A 22,291-nucleotide genomic window follows, 5' to 3' on the forward strand; every position below is an offset into this window, starting at 1 on the left:
ATCAGTTTACATTGTTTTATCAGTAATCGATCAAATGCTGTAAAAAGAAAAAAATAGAGCTAGTGTTTAAAGGAAATTTCTCTTCTAAATGTGATTACGTGATAAAATTAATTAATAGTTATAATTGAGGAGTGAAGGTATGATCAAGGATAAGGAATATTATACAATTTCAGAAGTTTTAGAAAAGCTGAATGAGCACCCTAATTCTGACAATAATCACAGAGGTGATTGGCTAAATTATTCTAGAAAAACAATTACTGAAATAGTTAGAAATGATTATCTGATAACGAAGGAGTATCAACTAAATAAGAAAGAGAGGCTAAATGTAGAGGACACTAGTTATATGGAAGTATATGGGATGACTAAAAAGCACATTAAAACCTTTCCAAAATATAACGGAATTTATAGTAGCAATTCAAAAGCAGAATTATATCCTAAACCTCAACAAATTGATGGAAAGGAGGAAAAGATTGAAAGAGTTGGTGGGAAACTCGTGATTATAAATAAGAGAGATGATGAAGAAGGGATGAGGCCAGATGGTTATTTAGTAAAATCTGGAAGGCCTCAATTCTTATTGAGTTATGATTATGTGTATAGTTTAATGCTTTACCTTGAAAATAAAACATATCCATCTAAGCAAATTTATATTTCGATTTTCACAAAAAATGATATATTGAATAAGTTTCAAAAAGAAAATATGAAGTATTTGGCTATCTTTGAAGTTCTGGAAATACTCGAAGAGAAAATAGCACAGGATCTCAAAGGGAACATTGATGCTTTAACTATGGAAATAGCCCGCTTGGAGATAGTTTGTTCGTTCATTAATAACAATAAAATAGAAGCTATATCTACTATTAATGTAGATAAATTATATGATATGATTGATGAAATAAAACAACCTATAGTTTTTTTTGTCAAGACCAAAAAGATTTTAGATAGAATTAGAAAGATACTTAAATCTGAAACTAACTGCGAGAATGAGAAAATTGCGCAACAGTTGTATGAATTTCAAAAATATCAGTTGAAAAAATATGAGAACTATATTGTGAAAAAAAGAAATGGTTTATATCAGAAATCATCATTAATTAGAATAAAGTACTCTGAGACGTTATCAACTGTAATCACTGAACAGGTTGATTATGATGTGCAAAAAGAGTTAATTTATGAAATGAATAAGTTAGATATTAGATTTTTCAATCAAAAAAACGCATGACTTGTTTAAAGTCGTGCGTTTTTTGCTTATACTCAAATTTACTGACTACTTTCATAATTCGTTTGTGACATTTGTTGTGTTAATAAATTAGCCATTTCTTTAGACGAAGAATCAGAGTAAAATTCATTCACTAGTTCAACAAGTGAGTATTCAGTATTAGGCGATTCTTTTGATTCAGGTAAAATTAAGATTTGATCGCCTTTTACTTGAAACTGTATCGAATATGGAGACTCTCCTTGATTGACAACATAATCATCACCATTATTTGTATAGCCAATTACTGGCATGGATGTTGCGGCAGGCCAAACTTTTTGAGCAACTAATGCAGCGATTGTAACAGGTTTTAAATCGGGTATTTGAGCTGTTTCTTTTTTATTTGTAGGTTCTTTTGAATCCTTAGATTCCAGTTGTCCAAAATCAGGTTCATCCCAGACAAATAAAGCATGTTTATTTGTTTCTAATTTCAAGGCTTGGCGAGTGTATTCTTTACCATTTTCAAATGAAGAAACGTGGTTCCAATATCCAATGAAAATATTATCATAAACTACTTGTCCACTAGTAGGCTTATAAAACGTTAATTTATCCTTTTTCTGTTCCTTGTTTGTATAGGATAAGATAATTTCCTCTACATTATTTCCTGTACCATCTGTTTCAGTTGCATAGGTAAGAGGATAGAAATTAAATACTTCATTTTTACCATAGCCTGTATCACCGTTATTTTTATAACGCTGTTCCACTTCTTTCATGATGGTATCTGTTTTTTCTAACTTTGATATTTCACCTAATGTAAGAGGCTTCTTTTCTTGTGCATTTTCATGTTCTGGGTTGGTGTGGTCATAGTCTATAGGATAATCTAATATTAATGAAGCAATTTCATTATTTTTGATTAAATATAAATGATAGACACTAGCATCTTTTGCGTTATCAAGATCATCTGAATCGACTTCATACCAAATTTGGAGCTCTTTATTATCAATAATTGAATTTTCAACAGTTAATAATTTTCTTTCTTCTGCATCATCTTTCTTTGTTGTTGTAGATTGTTCATTATTTTCTTTTACCGTATTTTTTGTTGAACAAGCGCTTAATAGAAAGATACAAATAAGTATCGTAACTAGTGAGGTATATTTTTTCATATTGAAACCACCTTTATAAGATTAAGCATAAAATACTAGGTGACAAATAACTGCCACCTAGAAACGAGTATTATCTTGCTGTTGAGTGATTACCAGTAACAACGGTTGTTGATACAACGTAGCTATTACCTTTTTTCACTACAAATACACCAACTGACATGTCAGTATATCCTTTTGCAGCAATATTAGAATAGTGCATGGCAGCCGATGTATTTCCAGCTAGATACGCAGCACGTTCTTCTTCAATGTATTGTTGGAACATTGCTTGTGCAATTAGCTTGGCTAACTCGCTTGAATCGCCATTCACTTTAGATGCTGAAATTGTAGACTGAGAAATATTTTCTGTTGTGTTCGCCATCTGTGTATCGCCTGTATTATAAGATAATTTGTATGTGCCATCTTCCAAATCGTTTTCTGGTCTAGCGTGGTCGAAATTGTACATTACCTCGACTGCACGAGAAGAGGTGCGATCACCGACTTTATCATCAGTCGTTAGATTCGTTTGATTGTAGTTGTAATTCGCTTGTTCTGCTTGAACCATTTTTGCAAATTCTTCTGCAACTTTAGCGGTCAATTCAGCATCCGTTAATTCACGAGCTTGTTCAAGTGAAACGGCTGTATCATCTTTACTTACTTGATTTTTTATATCAGTAATTTTTTGATCAGTAGAAGATAAAATATTATCAATAATTGGATCAGTTGGAGTAGTTTTTTTCTTATACGTCACAGTAGTAGTGTAAGTTGTTACAGTATCTCCGTTAGGTAGCGTTTCAACTGATTTTACTGGTGTTGATTCTGATATTTTTTCATAATCTGTTAAGTCAGTGAGAACTTTTCCAGATTCGTCTACATTGATGGTTACATGTTTATCTGTATTTACGTTTTTGTGATAAGTGATCGTCGTTGTATAGGTTGTCACTGTATCACCATTAGGTAACGTCTCTACTGTCTTAATGGCTTCTGATTCGGAAACCTTTGTGTAACCAGTTAAATCAGTAATAAAGTTGCCAGCTTCATCAATCGTAATCGTCACATGCTTATCTGTATTGTTCGTTTTACGATAAACAATCGTTGTAATTTGAGTCGTTACAGTGTCACCATTAGGCAAGGTTTCAACTGTTACGCTATTATCTCGACTTAGTTCAACATAATTAACTAAATCTGCTTCATCAATTGGATTTCCTACCTCATCAATATGATAGGTTACGGATTTATCTGTGTTGATCGTTTTATGGTAAGTAACGGTTGTTGTATATGTGGTTATTGTATTCCCATTTGGTAAGGTTTCAACTGTTTTAACCGCTTCTGATTCTGATACTTTTACATAGCCTGTTAAGTCAGTTAGTATGTTTCTAGCTTCATCAACGTTCACCGTCACGTATTTATCTTCATTAGATGGCGTTGTTGTACCACCATTATTTATTTCTGGAAATTCCTTCTCTGTGTTATTCGCTGTATTGTTTGCATTGGTTACTGGTGTTTCATCTGGTAAATTTTCTACAACATTATTGGCGGAGTCTTTAATCTCTTCAAAATCTTTTTTGCTTTGGTCGGCTTGTTGATCTAGTTGTGCAATTTGCTGATCCAGCTGTTCAATTTTATCTTTTAATGTCGTAATTTGTGTATCTAATTCTTTGAGACGTGCTTCAAAATCAGCTAATTGTTTTTGAAGTTTTTTTGCTTCTGCTACTGTTGAAGCTGTCACCGTTTCAGGCAAGCTATTTAGTTCTGTTTCAGCTGTTACTAAAGCTGCTTGAGCAGCTTCTACATTCGCTCGTGCTGTGGCAAGTTCAGCTTCTACAGTTGTTAATTGTGTTGTTGCTGTATCGTAGTTAGTTTGAGCAGTTGCCAAGTTATCAGTGGCTATATTTAATTCATTTTGATAGGCTGTTAAATTCGCTTGTGCAGCATCCATTTCTAATTGCAACGCAGCTAGTTTTGCTTGAGCTGCTGCATCATTTGCAGTGGTTGCTTGTTCTGTTAAAGCATCCATTTGTGCTTGTACATCATTTACACGATTCTGAGCAGCATCTGCATTTGCTTGAGCAGTTGCAAGTGTCGTTTGTGCAATTTCTAGGGCTGTTTGAGCAACACCTTGAGCTGTTGTAGCCTCAGCTACTTTAGCTTCTGTATTTGTTACAGCAGCTAATTGAAGATCATAGGCTGTTTGTGCCTCTTCCACTTTTTGTTCCAAGTCATTACGTTTCGCTTGTAAATCTAATAAAGTACCGTTATTGCTTCCATTAAGAGCTGCCAGTTCTTTTTCAACTTGCTCTTTCTCTTTTTCAACCTGTTCCTTATCCTTTTCAGCTTCTTCTAATTGAGATTCAGCCTCTTCTTTATCTGCTGTAGGATTTTTTGATGGCGTTGAAGGTTTAGTTATTGGAAGAGAAGCATTGGGTTTATTGTTAGTACCTGTATTGGTTTTAGCAGGTTGATTTGTTGTTGCTTGTCCAGCAAATGGCTGTGTTGGATCAACTTTATCCTTGTTGTTAAGTTGTGTTTCGCCAATAACGTCTCCTGCTGCATTAGTTACAGTCATTTTTGAGCCGTCAAAAGAAATCGTTGTTCCAACAGGTACAGAGTATTGAGAGCCTAACTCAAATCCATTAGCGGTCATTAGGTTTTCCCATTTTACGTTCACAGCGAGCGCAATATTATAGAAGGTATCTCCTTCCACAAATGTATAGGATGATTGATTTTCTTTTAGAGTTGCTTTGATTGTTTCCACTGAATTAACTTGCCACTCAGCAGCTTGTACAGTTTCTGACTCTACTAAGAATGCTCCACCAAATAATAAGGTAGAAAATAGCATTCCCTTAATCAGCCAGCCTTTCTTTCCTTTTACCATCTTAGCGCGGTATTTTTGTTCAGTTGCATTAACTATGTTCTTGTTCTTCGTATTTTTCATAAAATACTCACTCTCCTTTTAATATTTACTCTATTTTTTCTGAACAAGTACTATTATATCACGTTTACGTACTTTTAAGAACTATAAATAATAGTTAATCGTACTTTTGAGATGTGATATTTTGAGCAGAAACAGTTTAATCTTAGTTAAGAGGAAGACAAATTTAACATTAGAGGTGAATCCAATGCAGCTTGATAGTGAAGTGTCAAAAAGAATCAGAGAGATTCGCATCAGTAAAGGCATGTCTCAGGAAATGCTAGCACAAAAGGCAGATATTAATTCAAATTTCCTAGGTCGGGTGGAACGAGGCGTTAGTAGTAATTTACAATTAAAAACGCTTGATAAGATAATTTCAGCCTTGGAAATTGATTATCCTACTTTTTTCTCTTTCAATATAGAAACAGCAGATAAGAAAACAAGAATCATGAATAAGTTATCTTTATCTTCTCAGCAAGACGAGATTTTAGATGTCATTGATAGCATTTTAGATATTGAGAAAAACAAAAACAATTAAAGACGATGAGTTGATAGAAGTTTGCATACGCAAGCTTCTTTTTTTATGTGTTTTACTTTTCCAACCTTATGTCTTTCTATCATGTTCCATTCTGCCCTTTCGAGTTCGGACGATGTAATTTAGCAATTTTGTTTGATTGCCTACAAGGAATCAGGCGAGCCTTCGAATACTTCGTCCTTTCCATCAATCAAAAAAATTGCTGTGTCAATTGCGCCGAAAGCGAAGAGCAAAATGAACCATCCATTTCATTGAAAGTTGATACATAAACTTTGAAAACTAAAAGAGAAGAGAAAATCGTCAGGATTGCATCCTAACAACCTGCGCCTCAGCTCGAAACAAAATGGATGGTCAAAAAGACAAAAGAGAGGAAGAATAAGATGGAATTAGTAAAAGTAACGGAAGAAATGATGATGGAGCAAGACGGTAAAAGAGTTGGTGGAGATAGTGAGCATTGGATATATCTAACTAATTTGAAAGCTTATAATGAAGGATTTTTGTTGGGTGTGTATTTACACTTTCCATTTGATGAGGAAGACTTGGCACAAGCTTATCAAACGATTTGTGTGGGAAATGAGTTTGTGGATGAATTTGGTTATTCGTATGAAGAGTATTTTATTACTGATTATGATGTGCCATTTTCTGTTGGAGAGTATGATTTTCCTCAGTCTTTAGCAGAAAGGTATGATAGTTTAGAAGAATATATGAGTTATCCAGATGAAGTTGTTCGGGTGATTGCGGAAAATAGAGATGCTGAGGTAACTATTATTGAATTAGATGATACTGGAGTGAGCGATTACGAGAAGTTGGGATATGCTTTGGTAGATTTGGGATATTATGATATTCCTGAGCATTTGGCGAATTATATAGATCATGAAGCTATTGGGAGGAACTATGATTTTGGGATGAGTGGAGAGTTTATAACAAAGTATTATATTATGTCCAATTATATGTATATAAAAGATGACAGTTAAAAAGCTATCATCTTTTATAAGTTTATGATTCAATTTACCAAATCTTGTATTTGTTCAAAAATATAGTCTTTGCTTAACCACCATGCTTGCTTAGCCATGTAATCATCTGAATACGTATTTTTTTCATATTCTGGTCGATGTATCCATTTTGCGGGGTGGGGTAACTTACGAGAATTGTTCATAAGCATTTTCTTTTTTTTACCGTTCTTTTCTACTATTTTGTAATAGGGTTTATTATATTGTGCTACAGAAGCATCCGGTCTAATGTGTAAAATATTTTCTATGGAAGGTTTAATGAAATTGTTCAATACTTTAACTTTTCCAGTGGAGCTTTTTGTATATGTTAATTCTATTCCATGTTTTAATTTCGAAACATCTTCTTCCCAGACTAATCTGCAAGGCCCGTAAATATCTGAGACAGGCATATTCCAAAATTTCGCACCTACAAAAAATATTTTTTTGGGATTGGTTTCATAAGTACTCTGACCAGCTTTTTTATTGTTTAAATCATTGAACACCAAGAGCAAAAATTTTGTTTTATCTAAAAAATCTGCTACATTTGATTCTTCCCAATTTTCTGTCACTAACTCTACAAAAGAAGGTATACCTTGAAATTTAAAATGTTCCTTGGGTAGTCCATTTCTTAGGGTCACGGTTTTAAGCTTAAAATCAGCTTTTTCAATTTCTTCTGAAGTTACTTCGTCTTTTGAAGCAGGTAAATCGAGTATTTTTCGAATAATCATATTATTCAAGTTTTTCTGACTAGTTTCGTTTGTTTGTATACTCAATGTATTCATTAAATCTTCTTGACTCCACTTTTTTTTTGTAGTTGGGTAAAATGGCGTGAATCGAGAAATAATAATATCTTCTAGAGATTTATTCTTCAATTCATGGGTATCTTTAACTATGCTATTAATGGATTTCTCATGATTATCTCCAATAATTTGATTATTAATTAGCTCATTTATAAACTTAGTTTTAAAAGAATATGCACGTGGTTTAGGCTTGATATCACTCCCAACTTGTGTAGTGTATTCGGATCCGGTTGCAGATTTTGTGCAAGCCCCCAAGTAATTAGTCATTCCTTCAGACAATTCTTCTGCTTTGCTGGCATCAATCATTGAAGAAATTTTTTTCCAATCTTGTCTTATTATTTCAAAGTCTTTATCTGAGATTTCAATTACTGTGTCTTTTGGTAGAGCAAAATCATCTAACTTAACCATAGACAACAACGTTGCAAAAGCTATTTTAAATTTCTTTTTATCCTCAATTAGTTCTTTGTCTGAAATTTTTTTCTTATCTTTCGTATCTCTTCTATAATATTGGATTAATTCAATTAGCTTATTTTTGTGCCAAAAAGAACTTTCTTCAAAAGATTTCTGATATTCATTTCGATAATTTATCTTGTTTAGAACTAGCCTTTCACCTGCAATTAATCGAGTTACTTTTTTTTCATTTCTACTTTTGGTTTGTTTATCTATGGGTGTAACTTTTAGCTCTACACCGGCCTCTGCAAAATCTGGTTCTGCTAAATTATCAGCTGGGTGGTTATACCAAACTTGTTCAATAACATTTCCGGGGTAGGACTTATTGTTAACGTTTTTTGAGTCATTTACATCAATTTCACCTAAAGTTTTTCCAACAGCTTCTAAGGCTCGTTCATGGACCTTTTCTTTTGTATCATAAATATCATTCATTTCAATCTCCCCTTAAATATTCTCACATAATCATTAACTATAGTATATCAAGTCCTTGGCAAAATTAAAACAATAGGTTATAATCAGCAAAGAATATCGTAATTCCATAAACCATAATAGAGGTGTAAAGTATGATACGCTTAAAAATTAATGAGATACTAAAAGAAAAAGAGATGAATCAAAAAGAACTTTGTGAAATCTCTGGTCTTCGTCCAACAACTGTATCAGAGATGTGTAGGGGCGTTAGAAGCACTGTTAATTTGAAACACTTAGAGATGCTTATAGATGCTCTTGAGATAGAAGACTTTAATCAAATTTTAAAGAGAGATAAGGTGTAATAATGAGTTTAAATATATTTTCAATGTTTGATGGCGTAGGTGGATTTATTGTTGGTCTAAATAATGCTAATAAAGCTATAAAAAAAGAAGTATTTAATACAATGTATTCTAATCAATTTGAGCCTAGCAAGAAGTCACAAGATGCGTATGAGGTAGGTATATACAAATTTCCAGATATAAAACATATATCAGATGATGTTATGACTATTCCTGAAAGCAAGTTCGAAGAAATGAAGAGCAACGGAGTAAATATGATTGTGGGCGGATTTCCATGTCAAGATTATTCAGTTGCTCGTTCTTTAAAACACGAACAAGGTATTGCAGGAAAAAAAGGGGTTCTATTCTGGGAAATTATTCGAGCTATCAAAACGATTCAACCAAAGTACTTGGTTTTAGAAAATGTTGATCGTTTATTAAAGTCTCCATCTACTCAACGAGGGAGAGATTTTGCAATTATGTTAGGAGCATTTAATAAATTAGGTTATTCAGTGGAATGGAGAATAATTAACGCTGCAGAATATGGAAGGGCTCAACGTCGTAGAAGAGTATTCTTCTTTGTTTATAAGAATGACACTCCTTGGGCTAAGAAAATAGATGATAAATATGAAACTGAAAAATTAGAAGAAGGAACTTTAAAGGATGTGGTAATTAATTGTAAACAATACGATGAATATATTTTTAATGAAGGTCTTTTTGCAAGACAATTTCCGGTCGAGAAAGAAATGAGGTATGACGGAAAGCGTCCTAGACATTCTAGTCATTATTTAGGAGAAAATATTGACTATAATGAATATATCTTAAATATTTCAGATAATTTTGTTGGTACTGTTTGGAATACTGGTATCATGCGCCATGGAAGATATTTTACTGCTGATACAACTCCTTTAATCGAACAGCCTATAACTTTAGGCGAGATAGTTGAAGAAGCTAAACAAGATTTTATCCATAGATATGAGGACTACAACACTGGTCTGAAAGAATATAAAAATTACGTTAAAAAATATGTTATTTCAGATGGAAATAAATTAGAGAAATTTAAGCAGCTTAGAGGTTCTAAAAAAATTCTAAGGACACGGCCAGATGGTAGTGAATATTTCTATTCAGAGGGAGCTATGTCCCCATATGATAATTTTGATTTACCTGCTAGAACAATGTTGACTAGTGAATCATCGATTAACAGGTCTACTCATCTTCTATTTGAAAACAATAAATACCGTCTGCTCACACCCAATGAGACAGAATTATTGCAAGATTTCCCAATCGATTGGACAAGGTATAAAAAAAATGAAAAAACAAAGGAAATATCTGAGGTTTCAGATAGAATGAGATACTTCTTTATGGGCAATGCTTTAGTTACAGGTATTGTAAAAAGGATTGGTATTGAGTTAGCAAAAATTGATGAATAATTTAAAATGAAGCATACGAACTAGTTCTTCTTATAGAAAGTACTAGTTCTATTTTTTATGTTTGATTGAGAATTATAAAAAAATAGATTTCGACATACGAGTATGAGACAATAGTCCTAGTACATCAATTTTTATAAAGCTGAGGAAAGTGAGAGTTGAAATGGTAGCTAATTCAAATGATTTGAAAACAGGTAATAAGTTAAAGGAATTAGATGACGAAGTAAGAAATCAAATGAGAAAACATGCTCTATTAAAAACTGTAGCAATGATGCTATTGTCTTTTATAAGTCTTTTATTTCTTATTTTTGTTAAGGTTTTTCAAGAAGATATTTCTGGATTAATAGAGAATATTTCTGATTTTTTCATAAAAGGAAGTTTAATAACTATTGGAATCTCAAATATCGCAGGAATAATATCAAATTTCTATATTGAAAAAAGGCTTCCGTCAACCGGAGAAACATCTGAAGCCTCTAAAAAAAATAACAATAAAGAATATATGGAGTTGATATTCCTACTTCTTTTTTTCATTTCTCTATCTTCATTAGGAATAATTTATTCGATTTCAGTTATTAGTGGAATGAATAATTTGATACTAGTAGTGACTAGTATCATTTATTTCTGTAATGCATTTCTAATTTATAAATTCAATTTTTTTAAAGAAGAGTGTTCTCCTGAAAAATATAATAGTTTTGAGAACGAAATGAATACGTCTAAAAATAGTGTTAAAGCAGGAAAAGAAGTAAGTAGAGATGGGGATATAAAATTATGAAGGAAATTGATGTGACTAAAATTAAGTCAAAGTTTTTAGAATTCCAGCAACCTTCTGGTACTATGTATATGGGCGTTTTAAGAGCAGCTGAAATTGATGCATTATCGAAGGTAAATAGATTATCAGAAAAAGATTATGATGAAAAAGAACTCCGGATAGACAAAAAAATTCAAAGAGATGAAAATATCAAAAGAACTAATGCTATTTCAGAATATGCGGAAACATCAGATGCTATTTTTCCTACACCAATCATTTTGTCTGGGAATAGCAAACTTATAAACATTGATTCTGATAGTGGTAATATGACATTTAAGAAAGAGGCAGCTAAACAATTTTCTATTATAGATGGACAGCACAGATTATTAGGCATAAAAAAATCTAAAGCATTTAATACTTTAAACTTACCTGTAGTAATTTGTTTAGACACAGAGCCATATCAAGATGCAATGATATTCATTACAATAAATGGAAATCAGGTGAAAGTTCCTATGTCAATAATTTATCAATTATTTGAAATTATGCCAGGTAGAAGTGTCGAAAAAACTTGTCATACCCTTGCTCAAAGTTTCAGTGAAGATAAAGCCTCACCTTTTTTTAATAGAATTAAAATGTTAGGAACAAAATCTGAAAAACAAGATTTTGCTCCACTTACTCAAAGCTCTTTTATTACACCGCTATTACCTTGTTTTAAAGAGAAAGGTATATTTTATGAGTACTATCAGCAAGAAAAAGATCCAATAATATACAAAATTTTGTTAAATTATTTTAGTAGTGTAGAAAAAGCTTTTCCTGAAGATTGGATCGATAAAAATTCATTACTCCCCAAAGCTATTGGACATAAAGCGTTGGTTGATTTACTTCAACGTGATCTCTTTATTTTAGGTAAAGAGAAAGGGACACTAAATAGTTCTTTCTTTGATGAGATGATGCAAAAAATTGCTTCTGGATTTGATCATAAAATTACAAGTGAATATTACGGTTCTAGCTATGGTGGTGCAAGTGTTCTTTATAAAGATTTTAAAAAGTATCTTAAATAAGATTATTGTGCATAAAAAATTGTTTTTTATGTATGAATATAAAATAAGGTGGAAGGTGAAATTTTGAAGTTACCTAGAAATTTATTGATTATACTAATTAGTACAACTAATTAAAGCCTATATCCAGAGTCCTAATGTTACTAATTGTTGTAAAATAGAATTCTAATATCACTTTTAAATGATTGTACGCTTAAATTACAATACAAAAGGATTTGGTTGAATGTTTGATTATAATATCTACTTGCAAAAAAACGACTCAATGTCTTTCGAAGAAGCATTGGAGATTTACAACGCTATTTTTAATATACTAGAATGCAAAGATGAATATTTACATGAGCTATGGAAAGAAGTCATAGATTCAGCTATAGTGTATTCTAATATGAGAACTAACTGGAATTATTTTTCTAGGGAAGAAAAACAGGAAAAGGATAAATTAAGAACTAGCTATCACAATACCTTTATGATCAATCTAAAGGCATTCCATAAGCTAGCTGAGCAATTAGAACTTGATACTAGTTGGACAGAAAAACTTGGCTCGTCAGAAGATAGAAAACGCTGGGGAGATTTTGCAGGGTATATCTTGTGTTTTGAAAATATTAGAGCTAGATAAAGAAAACAATTTGAGGATGCTATAAAAAGTAGGCTCATAAAAAATAAACCCCTGTCAAGCGTTATCCTGACAGGGGTTTTTGGTAGGGAAAATGGTAGGGAACCATATCATTTTCAATGAAAACCAAGCATTTCATAAGTTGAAAAACGTTGATTTATCGGCATTCCCCATCCTTATTATGTTGGCTCTTTATTCCCACTCCACAGTAGCAGGTGGCTTACTCGTAATATCATAAACAATCCGATTCACATGATCCACTTCATTCACGATCCTCACAGAAATCTTCTGCAACACATCCCAAGGAATTCTCGCAAAATCAGCCGTCATCCCATCAATCGAAGTCACGGCACGAATCCCAACCGTATAATCATACGTACGGCCATCACCCATCACACCCACACTACGGATGCCAGGTAACACAGTAAAGTACTGCCAAATATCACGATCTAAACCAGCATTGGCAATCTCTTCACGTAAAATCGCATCAGAATCACGCACGATTTCTAATTTTTCTTCAGTAATTTCACCAAGCACACGAATCCCTAAACCAGGACCAGGGAATGGTTGGCGCCAAACTAGCGCTTCTGGCATGCCTAATTCGATTCCTAAAGCACGAACTTCATCTTTAAACAACGTATTCAACGGTTCAATCAATTCAAATTGCATATCTTCTGGCAATCCGCCCACGTTATGGTGAGATTTGATTGTTTGCGCCGTTTCAGTTCCGCTTTCTACGATATCTGTATAAAGGGTACCTTGTGCTAGGAAGTCGATGCCATCAAGTTTTGTCGCTTCATCATCGAAAAGATAAACGAATTCATTCCCAATGATTTTACGTTTTTTCTCTGGATCAGAAATACCAGCTAATTTATCTAAGAAACGTTCTTTTGCATCTACTTTAATAATGTTTAAGCCGAATTTTCCGCCTAAACTATCCATTACTTGTTCTGCTTCACCTTTGCGCAATAAACCATGATCCACAAAGATACAAGTTAATTGATCGCCGATGGCTTTTTGTAAAAGCACACCAACAACGCTTGAATCTACGCCGCCTGAAAGGCCAAGAAGCACTTTTTTATCGCCGACTTGTTCACGGATTTTGTTGATTTCCATTTCGATGAAGTTGCCCATTGTCCAGTCGCCTTCGCAATGACAAATATCAAAAGTAAAGTGACGTAATAAGTCATTCCCATATTCAGAATGACGAACTTCTGGATGGAATTGTACACCGTAAAGGTTGCGAGCGGTATCTTCAACTGCTGCAAACGGACAATCTGCGCTAGTTGCCACTGTTTCAAAGCTATCAGGGATCGCAGCGACTAGGTCACCATGACTCATCCAAGCGATTTGTTTCTCAGGTGTTCCTTTAAAAATAGGTGAATCAGGAATCAAAAGTGATAGCTCTGACTTGCCGTATTCACGGTTGCCAGCAGGCTCAACTTTTCCGCCTAAATTATGCATCATTAGTTGCATACCGTAACAAATCCCTAAAATTGGAATGCCTAATTCATAAATTTCAGGATCGATACTAAACGCATTTTCATCATAAACACTATTTGGGCCACCAGAGAAAATAATTCCCTTTGGTGCCATGGCACGGATTTCATCCGCTGTGATTCGGTGGCTCAATAACTCTGAGAACACGCCAAATTCACGAATACGTCGAGTAATCAATTGGTTATATTGACTACCAAAGTCTAAAACAATAATTTTTTCGACAGTTGTCAAATCGGCAACATTGGTCACATTTATTACCCCTATCCATTTAGATTTATCTAAAAAGAGGTTGTAAAAAAAGCGTTTAAGTTCGAGCAATTGGACTAAATCATGTGGAATCCGTTTTTTGGATTGTATATGATTTAGGAAATTGCCGAAGAACCTGCTTTTTTTACACCGTTTATGGAGAATTTTCCGTTAGGAAAATTCTGACCCCTTTAGAATCAAATTAAGTGTTGCTACTGTTGAGTGGGAATAGTAGCAGGTGTTTGAAGCTTAGCGAAATTGATTTTAATATTTACGCATAAATATCTCATCAATAATATGATTTTCAGTCTTATGAAGTATGATATCCGCTCTGCCTCGAGTTGGCAAGATATATTCCTCTAAGTTTTTCAAATTCACCGTTTTCCAAACTTCTTTTGCCATCGCAAAGGCATCGTCACGATTGCCGATCGCATATTGATAATAGTAATTATCTGGATCAAGAAAAGCTGTATCGAGTAAGGCACCAAAACGTTCAAGGTACCATTTTTCAATCAACTTCGGTTCTGCATCTACAAAGACGGAGAAGTCAAAGAAGTCGCTGACGTAAATTTGCTGATTGGCAGGTAATTGTAGTGTGTTGATTCCTTCAACGATCAGAATATCTGGTTGTTGGATCACTTCATATTCGCCTTCGATAATATCATACACACTATGAGAATAAAGTGGTGCTTTGATTTCTTCTTGGCTATTTTTGACTTGGTTTAAAAAGTCGATCAATTTTTCCATGTCATAGCTCTCTGGAAATCCTTTACGATCCATAATGCCCTTTTCTTCCAATACTTTATTCGGATACAAAAAGCCATCCGTCGTAATCAGTTGGACATTGCGGCGTTTAAAGGTTCTGGATAAAATCAGCTGCAGTAAGCGAGCGGTGGTACTTTTCCCAACAGCCACACTACCAGCAATCCCGATGATAAAAGGCGGAACAGGTACATATTCATGCAAAAATAGCCCTTTGCTAACAGTTAAAGACTCAAATTCTTTCATATATAAATGAATCAGATGGGTCAGTGGCACATAAATGTCCTGCACATCCTGCAATGAAATTTGATCATTGAAGCCTTTGATATCTTCTAATTCTTCTTCTGTCAGCGGCGCTTTGCCGTTATGATAGAAGCCCTGCCATTCCTTCCGTGAAATGGGGTAATAATTCATTTTATCGTCCATCGGTTCCTCCACCAAAGCCAACATTTATTTCTGCTCCTATTTTAACACAATTTAGCTAGACCTAACACCAATTCCTGAAATAATTCTTTGCCTCAGCAAAACGGCCTTTTCAATGGTATGATAAATAAAGAAAACGAGTTGAGAAAGGAAAATACGTAATGAAAAAAATCGTTTTATTTGGAGATAGTATCACAGCAGGATATGGCGAGGAAGCCATCACGCCTATTTTACAAAACTTGATTACAGAAGATCTAGCAGCTCAAAATTATGAAGAGGTGATAATCGTAAATGCTGGCATGCCGGGAGATACCACGCAAGCTGCAATGAACCGTTTGGACAAAGAAGTTGTAGCTGAACAAGCGGATATCGTAACGATCTTTTTCGGCGCGAATGATACGAATAGCGACAATCTAGTGCCGTTAGAAAAATACGCAGAAAACATCGAAACAATGATTACTAAAATCGGCAAAGAAAAAGTGATTTTACTCACACCGCCTTATGTAGATTGCGCTAGAAAACCAACACGTGCTGATGATCGGATTCGTGAATATGTCGAACGAGTAAAAGTGATCGGTGCTAAATATGAGATTCCTGTCATCGATTTATACAAAGCAATGGTGGTTTACCCTGGCACAGATGAATTTTTACAAGCAGACGGACTCCATTTTTCTAAAACGGGTTATGACTTACTCGCTGCCTTGATTGTTCGCGAAATAAAAGGTAGACTGATGACAAAAGAAAATAGTTAGGAAGAAGAAAATGAATAATCATTATTATACAGAAAATCCAGATCTAGCTCATGACTTAGAACAATGGTCGTTTGAATTAAGAGGAAAGACGTTTCAGTTTTTAACTGATAGTGGAGTTTTTTCTAGGAACACCGTCGACTTTGGTTCTCGTGTGTTGATCGATGCCTTCGAATGGGAAGTATTACCGGAAGGAAAGTTACTTGATGTCGGTTGCGGTTACGGTCCAATTGGTTTAACGTTGGCTTCATTCAGTGGTAGAACGGTAGAAATGATCGATGTCAATCAGCGAGCAGTCGCTTTAGCGCAAGAAAACGCGAAGAAAAATCATGTTGAAAATGTCGATATCCATACCTCAAATATTTACGCGGATATTCATGAAAAACAATATGCAGCAATCATCAGTAATCCGCCAATCCGAGCGGGAAAAAAAGTAGTGCATGAAATTCTGAGTGAAGCTCACCCGCTGCTTGTTATAGGTGGTACGTTAACTGTGGTGATTCAGAAGAAGCAGGGCGCTCCCAGTGCAGAGAAAAAAATGAAAGACATTTTTGGGAATGTAGAAATCGTAACGAAAGATAAAGGGTATTATATCTTGAAAAGTATGAAAGAATGACTAATTAACTAAGCCACAGAAGTGGAGGTAGAAGTGTTTAACTCTGAGTAATAAGAAGGAGATGATTCTGCCTGCTAGCCTCATCTATTCGGATTTTAAGTGTCTGAGATGTAACTCGAAGAGTTATGCCTTTGATACTTTTTTTATATCTAAAATAATATTTATTTTATATTAAAATAAAAAAAAGTTACTGTTATTTCTTTTTTTTGGTATGATAAAGATAGCTAAAAATTCAGTTGAACTGTATTTTTAGAAAAAAACATTAGGAGGAAAAAATGAAAAAAAGATTTTGGGTAGGAATAGTAGCGATTGGCTTACTTGTAGGAGTAGGTTCGCATGTGTATGCGGAAGAATTGAAGGAGCCGACGATAGCTGATGTTGTAGGTGAAGGTTTGCAGCCTGGTATTCCAGAGAAAAGAAAAAAAGCGCGTACAACGAAGGCAGCCACCGAAGTAGTTTATGTTCCAGCGGAGGAAGTTGAGAAGATCAAAGCTGTTCAACAGAGTTATCAAGATGTGGTTGCTGATGTTAAGCAGACGGATAAGTTTTCAACACTGCCGGTACTGGCAAATGGCACATATACTTTAGGGGAATTTAAAACAGAAGTTGTTGAAAAGGCGGCCGAGCAAGTCAACTTTTACCGTACACTTGCGGGCGTATCACCAATTCCGTTTGCAGCAGAATCGACCGAATACACACAACATGCAGCAATCGGCATGGCTGCTATCCAGAAACAAACGCACTATTTGGATACGTATGAAAAACCAGCGGATATGCCTGAAGAGTTTTGGTTGACGGCGAATAAAGCATCAAGGCAGTCTAATATCCATTCAAACCAAAAAGAAGCGTCTTTAAATAGTCATCAGGATGCGTTTGTTGTAGATTGGGGTAAAGGGAATAAAACAGTAGGACATCGTACAGGTATGTTGAGTTTATCAGGTGTAGATATGGGATTTGGTTATGCCAAAGCAAATCAGTCTGCTACTGAAGCGAGCGAAATGAATTATTTTACCTCTACGTATATTAGAGATGATTATAAAGGAATCAGTACAAGGTATGAAAATGATACTATTGTTCAGTGGCCAAGTTCTGGGATTTTCCCTTATGAATTATACAATGTGGATAATCCTTATATGGATAATTCGTATAAAGAAAACATGCCAGACCTCTATGAAAAAAATATGCGCTGGTCAGTACATTTTAATGAAAAAGGCTATAAGCTGACAGATAAAGTAGCTGTGACATTAACAAATCAAGCAACAGGAAAAAGTACTGTTATTAGCAATGATGCGGATGGTGGTGAATTAACACTTGAAAATCCAAAACCTGGCTACTATGCAAGAGGTGGCTATGTAACAGTCGTTTTTAGACCCAATAATAATTATACGATTGAAAAAAATGATGTTTACAAAGTTGAAATTACAGGGATCGAAAAAGCTGGGACAGCCTATACCCATGTTTATGAAACGCGTTTTGCTGGAATGAATGATACCTTTAAAGCTGAAGTAATTCCAGTGAAGGAAATTGTATTCGACTCAAGCGTTGATGAACTAGAAGTTGGAGAAAAAGCGAAAATTGAAGCTAGCGTGCGTCCGGAAAATGCGACGAATAAGACTCTTGTTTGGAAAAGCTCAGATGAAAATATAGCAACAGTAGATCAAGCGGGAGAAGTAAAAGCATTAAAAGCTGGTAAAGTTGTGATCAAGGTCGAAACAGAAGATGGCACTGTTAGGAAAGAACAAATGTTAACCGTCTACAATGAACGAGTGAATATTAATTATGCTGATTATGACGAGTTGCAAAAAATTATTGGATTTGATGAAGATAATGTAAATGACTTTATCTGGGAACGATATAAAGGATTCTTCCATTCGATTGATGACTTATCACGAGTAGAATGGATTGATGCAGCTCTGATAAAAAAAATCAAAGATCAGGGAATTGCTTATGTACCAGCGAAGTTTAATGGCGTTTTTCCAGCAAAAATAGCCAATATTTTCGAAGATCCGTCAATGGGAAATGGAGTGGCTAATTCACTTGGCCTCTCGGTTTATGATACGGTGAGTAGAGAAGACTTATTGAGTTTAAACTATTTTGGTGCGAGCTATTTAGAAGTTGTTCATTCGTTTAGCGGGATAGAATATTTAGGGAACCTAAATCGTCTGTTTGTTTATACAGATGTAACTGAATTTTCTTGGACCAAGTTTATACCAGAGTTAGAAGAGCTAAATTTATTTGGTGATGTTGTAAGAGGAAATCCTGTTGATATGGAAAATACTCTTCAAGTTGATGCTACAGGATTGGCGAATTTAAAGAAGCTGAAAAGATTAGAACTTTCTGAATCGTATATTCATGATCTTCGTTTTATAAATGAATTACCGATGTTGGAAAGGCTAGAGGTTTTTCGAATGGTGATTGAACAAATGCCGCAGATTGAAACGATGGAATACCTAGAATCAATCTCTATTGGCGATAGCCGTTTCAAAGATATCTCTTGGATGAAAGATTTGAAAGATTTATCGGATTTGACTTTTTGGTTAAGTCATAACGAGCTAACAGATATTTCAGGGTTAGCGAATTTGGAAAAAATTGGGTCCTTGAATCTTTCGAATAACAATATTTCAGATATTAGTTCTTTAGCCAACTTGAAAGAGTTTTACTCCTTAAATTTGAGAAACAATCAGATAGAAAATGTTGATGTTTTCTCACAGTTAGCGATAGTAAACGAAATTGATTTATCAAGGAATAAACTTACAAATATTACTGGTTTTTCTAAGTTAGAACAAGCGAGCACGTTAAACCTATCACATAATCAATTAACAGATATCTCGCCATTACAGAATTTAAAGAAAGCGTCTGTTTTAGATTTATCTAATAACCAGATTACTGATCGCTCACCACTTAATGGTAGTGGAAAATCTTTTTATTATCTGTACTTAAATAATAATCCATTAAAATAGTTGAATGAAGCAATGTTTGCTCTCTCATGAGAAGCAGACATTGTTTTTTTAGGGTCCAACTATCTTTTTACAAGCGTTTCCTCTAAAATAAAGATACGAGAAAACAGGACAGGGGTGCCTTAAATGGTAACAATCAAAGATGTAGCAAAAAAAGCTGGTGTATCTGTTGCCAGTGTTTCCAGATATATCAATAAAAATGGCTATGTAAGAAATGAAACTGGGGAAAAAATTGCAGAAGCAATAGATGAGTTAAACTATGTGCCAAACGAAGTAGCACGTTCTTTATTTCAAAAAAAATCAAAAATCATAGGAGTTTTGTTACCCGATATTGCCAATCCCTATTTTCCTTTATTGGCAAAAGGCATTGAAGAAACGTTAATTAAAAATGGCTATATGATGTTGCTAGCAAACACATCGGATTCAAAAGAACAGCTACAACAATACATCACGACCTTCATCCAAAATAATGTAAGTGGAATCATCACAGCGTTACCAATTGAACCTTTAACGGATATTTCAGTTGTTGGCATCGACAGAGTGTACGCTGGTGATTTTAATAAGGTATTACCGGATGATTATTTAGGTGGCAAGATAATCGGGGAAGAAATTCTAAAGACGAACTTTGAAAATATTTTGATCATTACTGGGGATTTAGCCTTTCAGAGTGCGAAGAAGCGATTGAAAGGACTAAAAGATGCTTTAAAAGGACAGACGGATCATTACCAAGTATTTGAAACAAGCTCATTCAACGTCAATGAAGTGGATAAAATTTCAGATACCTTTTTTAAAGAGTACGAAAATGTAGATACGGTGATTGCCTCGAATGACTATCTAGCATTAAAAATTATGCAAAAAGCGCAACAAAAAGGGTTATCGATCCCTAAAGACCTACAAATAATGGGTTATGATGGGATTCCTTTTTCAGAGATGACGTATCCTAAATTGACAACCATTAAGCAACCAGTTTATGAAATAGGGGAAACGGCTGCATCACTCATGATACAGCTTTTAGCAGGAGCAGCAGGGGAAAAACAAGAAAAAATCTTACCGGTCATCTTGCAAAAAGGAGAAAGTTTACGCTGAAAAGGTTTACATTTTCGCCGAATGGTGTTAATGTATGCTTATAGGTAACCGGTTACACATTGTGAATGGAGATGAAATAATGAAAAAAGTAGCAGTAATTGGCAGCATATCAACAGATTTTGTTGTAACAACTAAAATTATTCCAAATCAAGGAGAAACGTTGGTAGGAGAGAGTTTTCAGACCTTTTTTGGTGGTAAAGGAGCAAATCAAGCAATCGCTTTAAGCCGTTCAGGTTTAGACGTTTCAATGATCGGAGCAGTAGGGAAGGATGTTTTTGGTCAAGCACTGATCGATAATTTAAAAGAAAATGGCATCAACACAGATATGATTCAAACCGTTGATACTGCAGAGAGCGGCTCTGCACATATCCAAGTAATGGATGGTGACAATCGGATCATTATTATTCCAGGAGCCAATGATCGACTATCCATTGATGTTGTGAAACAGTACCAACAACAACTTCAACAAATGGAAATGGTCATTTTACAAAATGAAATTCCGGTAGAAACGATTGAGTATATTATTGATTTTTGTGCAACTCAGCGTATTCAGGTATTATACAATCCTGCGCCAGCCAAAGAAATCTCAGAAGAATATATAGAAAAAGTGACGTATCTAACTCCGAATGAGCATGAAGCAGTATTGCTATTTGGAAATAAAGAACGAGCAGAAGTATTGCGAAACTATCCGAATAAATTGATCATCACCTTGGGCAATCAAGGTGCAACGTTCTTTGATGGTGAAGCAGAAGTGATCGTACCTGCACAAAAAGTAGCAACTGTTATCGATACAACAGGCGCGGGGGATACCTTCAATGGTTATTTTGCAAAGGGAATTTTAGAAGGACTAACAATTGCAGAAAGTCTGAAACTTGGGAATGCGGCATCAGCCATTGCAATTCAAACAAAAGGTGCCCAAAACGGTATTCCGATGTATGAAAAGGTGGTCGCTAGTTTATGAAAAAAAGAGGGATTTTAAATTCTGAGATCGCTAAAATTGTGGATGATCTTAGACATACGGATCGGATTATTATCGGTGATTGTGGCTTGCCTGTTCCAGAAAATGTCAAGCAAATCGATATTTCTTTAAAGCAGGGAACGCCATCATTTTATTCTGTTTTGGAATTGATTTTAGAAGAGGTAGCGGTAGAAAAAGCTGTATTAGCAACCGAAATCAAGGAGAACAATGTTGAATTACATGGACAACTAAAAGAATTGCTCCCAGAGATTGAGTATGTTTCTCATGATGAGTTTAAACAACTTAGCAAAGAAGTAAAAGCTGTGATTCGAACTGGAGAAGATACACCCTATGCAAATGTGATTTTACAGTCAGCGGTAATTTTTTAGAAAATG

General features: G+C 34.6%; 19 protein-coding genes. 14 read left to right on the forward strand and 5 right to left on the reverse strand.

Features of this window, described 5'->3' with window-relative positions:
* Nucleotides 1-139 precede the first annotated feature (139 nt).
* Nucleotides 140-1,213 (forward strand): hypothetical protein, encoded by a 1,074-nt coding sequence (locus BCR24_RS13980; RefSeq protein WP_069641132.1) that lies wholly within the window; start codon nt 140-142, stop codon nt 1,211-1,213.
* Between the two features lie 38 nt (nt 1,214-1,251).
* On the opposite strand, the gene BCR24_RS13985 is transcribed toward BCR24_RS13980, so the two are convergent.
* Both BCR24_RS13985 and BCR24_RS13990 read right to left on the reverse strand, forming a co-directional pair.
* Nucleotides 1,252-2,349 (reverse strand): hypothetical protein, encoded by a 1,098-nt coding sequence (locus BCR24_RS13985; protein ID WP_069641133.1) that lies wholly within the window; start codon nt 2,347-2,349, stop codon nt 1,252-1,254.
* A 70-nt stretch (nt 2,350-2,419) separates the two neighbouring features.
* Nucleotides 2,420-5,260, reverse strand: a complete 2,841-nt coding sequence (locus BCR24_RS13990; protein ID WP_069641134.1) for a LysM peptidoglycan-binding domain-containing protein — start codon at nt 5,258-5,260, stop codon at nt 2,420-2,422.
* Between the two features lie 184 nt (nt 5,261-5,444).
* Here BCR24_RS13990 and BCR24_RS13995 point away from each other — a divergent pair, with 184 nt between their 5' ends.
* Nucleotides 5,445-5,774 carry a helix-turn-helix domain-containing protein gene (locus BCR24_RS13995; RefSeq protein ID WP_069641135.1) on the forward strand — a complete coding sequence of 110 codons (330 nt, stop codon included), beginning with the start codon at nt 5,445-5,447 and terminating at the stop codon, nt 5,772-5,774.
* 377 nt (nt 5,775-6,151) lie between these two features.
* Complete coding sequence (locus BCR24_RS14000; protein ID WP_069641136.1) at nt 6,152-6,745, forward strand: antirestriction protein ArdA; 594 nt, start codon at nt 6,152-6,154, stop codon at nt 6,743-6,745.
* 29 nt (nt 6,746-6,774) lie between these two features.
* On the opposite strand, the gene BCR24_RS14005 is transcribed toward BCR24_RS14000, so the two are convergent.
* A complete protein-coding gene (locus tag BCR24_RS14005; RefSeq protein ID WP_069641137.1) occupies nt 6,775-8,442 on the reverse strand; it encodes a Sau3AI family type II restriction endonuclease in 1,668 nt (555 codons plus the stop codon).
* Between the two features lie 131 nt (nt 8,443-8,573).
* Here BCR24_RS14005 and BCR24_RS14010 point away from each other — a divergent pair, with 131 nt between their 5' ends.
* The 5 genes from BCR24_RS14010 (at nt 8,574) to BCR24_RS17200 (ending at nt 12,602) form a co-directional block, all read left to right on the forward strand.
* Nucleotides 8,574-8,780, forward strand: coding sequence for a helix-turn-helix domain-containing protein (locus BCR24_RS14010; RefSeq protein WP_069641138.1), 207 nt, complete (start codon nt 8,574-8,576; stop codon nt 8,778-8,780).
* A gap of 2 nt (nt 8,781-8,782) precedes the next feature.
* Nucleotides 8,783-10,186, forward strand: a complete 1,404-nt coding sequence (gene dcm, locus BCR24_RS14015; protein ID WP_083244421.1) for a DNA (cytosine-5-)-methyltransferase — start codon at nt 8,783-8,785, stop codon at nt 10,184-10,186.
* A 160-nt stretch (nt 10,187-10,346) separates the two neighbouring features.
* Nucleotides 10,347-10,955, forward strand: a complete 609-nt coding sequence (locus BCR24_RS14020) for a hypothetical protein (protein ID WP_069641140.1) — start codon at nt 10,347-10,349, stop codon at nt 10,953-10,955.
* Nucleotides 10,952-11,992, forward strand: coding sequence for a DGQHR domain-containing protein (locus BCR24_RS14025; RefSeq protein ID WP_069641141.1), 1,041 nt, complete (start codon nt 10,952-10,954; stop codon nt 11,990-11,992). The genes BCR24_RS14020 and BCR24_RS14025 overlap by 4 nt, the downstream gene beginning before the upstream one ends.
* Nucleotides 11,993-12,212: 220 nt before the next feature.
* On the forward strand, nt 12,213-12,602 hold the full coding sequence (locus BCR24_RS17200; protein ID WP_069641142.1) for a hypothetical protein: 390 nt from the start codon (nt 12,213-12,215) through the stop codon (nt 12,600-12,602).
* 189 nt (nt 12,603-12,791) lie between these two features.
* Here the strand turns inward: BCR24_RS17200 and guaA are convergent, their stop codons facing one another.
* Both guaA and coaA read right to left on the reverse strand, forming a co-directional pair.
* Nucleotides 12,792-14,348, reverse strand: coding sequence for a glutamine-hydrolyzing GMP synthase (guaA, locus tag BCR24_RS14035; protein ID WP_069641143.1), 1,557 nt, complete (start codon nt 14,346-14,348; stop codon nt 12,792-12,794).
* 261 nt (nt 14,349-14,609) lie between these two features.
* Nucleotides 14,610-15,533, reverse strand: coding sequence for a type I pantothenate kinase (gene coaA / locus BCR24_RS14040; RefSeq protein WP_069641246.1), 924 nt, complete (start codon nt 15,531-15,533; stop codon nt 14,610-14,612).
* Between the two features lie 158 nt (nt 15,534-15,691).
* On the opposite strand from coaA, the gene BCR24_RS14045 reads away from it, so the two are divergent.
* The 6 genes from BCR24_RS14045 to rbsD all read left to right on the forward strand — a co-directional run bounded on the left by BCR24_RS14045 (nt 15,692) and on the right by rbsD (nt 22,285).
* The gene (locus BCR24_RS14045) at nt 15,692-16,282 is read left to right on the forward strand and encodes a GDSL-type esterase/lipase family protein (protein ID WP_010766269.1); all 591 of its coding nucleotides are present in this window, start codon (nt 15,692-15,694) and stop codon (nt 16,280-16,282) included.
* A 10-nt stretch (nt 16,283-16,292) separates the two neighbouring features.
* Nucleotides 16,293-16,895 carry a class I SAM-dependent methyltransferase gene (locus BCR24_RS14050; RefSeq protein WP_069641144.1) on the forward strand — a complete coding sequence of 201 codons (603 nt, stop codon included), beginning with the start codon at nt 16,293-16,295 and terminating at the stop codon, nt 16,893-16,895.
* 275 nt (nt 16,896-17,170) lie between these two features.
* Nucleotides 17,171-19,855 (forward strand): Ig-like domain-containing protein, encoded by a 2,685-nt coding sequence (locus BCR24_RS14055; RefSeq protein WP_069641145.1) that lies wholly within the window; start codon nt 17,171-17,173, stop codon nt 19,853-19,855.
* Between the two features lie 123 nt (nt 19,856-19,978).
* Complete coding sequence (locus BCR24_RS14060; protein WP_069641146.1) at nt 19,979-20,938, forward strand: LacI family DNA-binding transcriptional regulator; 960 nt, start codon at nt 19,979-19,981, stop codon at nt 20,936-20,938.
* 79 nt (nt 20,939-21,017) lie between these two features.
* On the forward strand, nt 21,018-21,899 hold the full coding sequence (gene rbsK, locus BCR24_RS14065) for a ribokinase (protein ID WP_069641147.1): 882 nt from the start codon (nt 21,018-21,020) through the stop codon (nt 21,897-21,899).
* Nucleotides 21,896-22,285 carry a D-ribose pyranase gene (rbsD, locus tag BCR24_RS14070; protein WP_069641148.1) on the forward strand — a complete coding sequence of 130 codons (390 nt, stop codon included), beginning with the start codon at nt 21,896-21,898 and terminating at the stop codon, nt 22,283-22,285. The genes rbsK and rbsD overlap by 4 nt, the downstream gene beginning before the upstream one ends.
* Nucleotides 22,286-22,291 lie beyond the last annotated feature (6 nt).

This window comes from Enterococcus ureilyticus (assembly GCF_001730315.1).
Taxonomy (GTDB): Bacteria; Bacillota; Bacilli; order Lactobacillales; family Enterococcaceae; genus Enterococcus_L; species Enterococcus_L ureilyticus.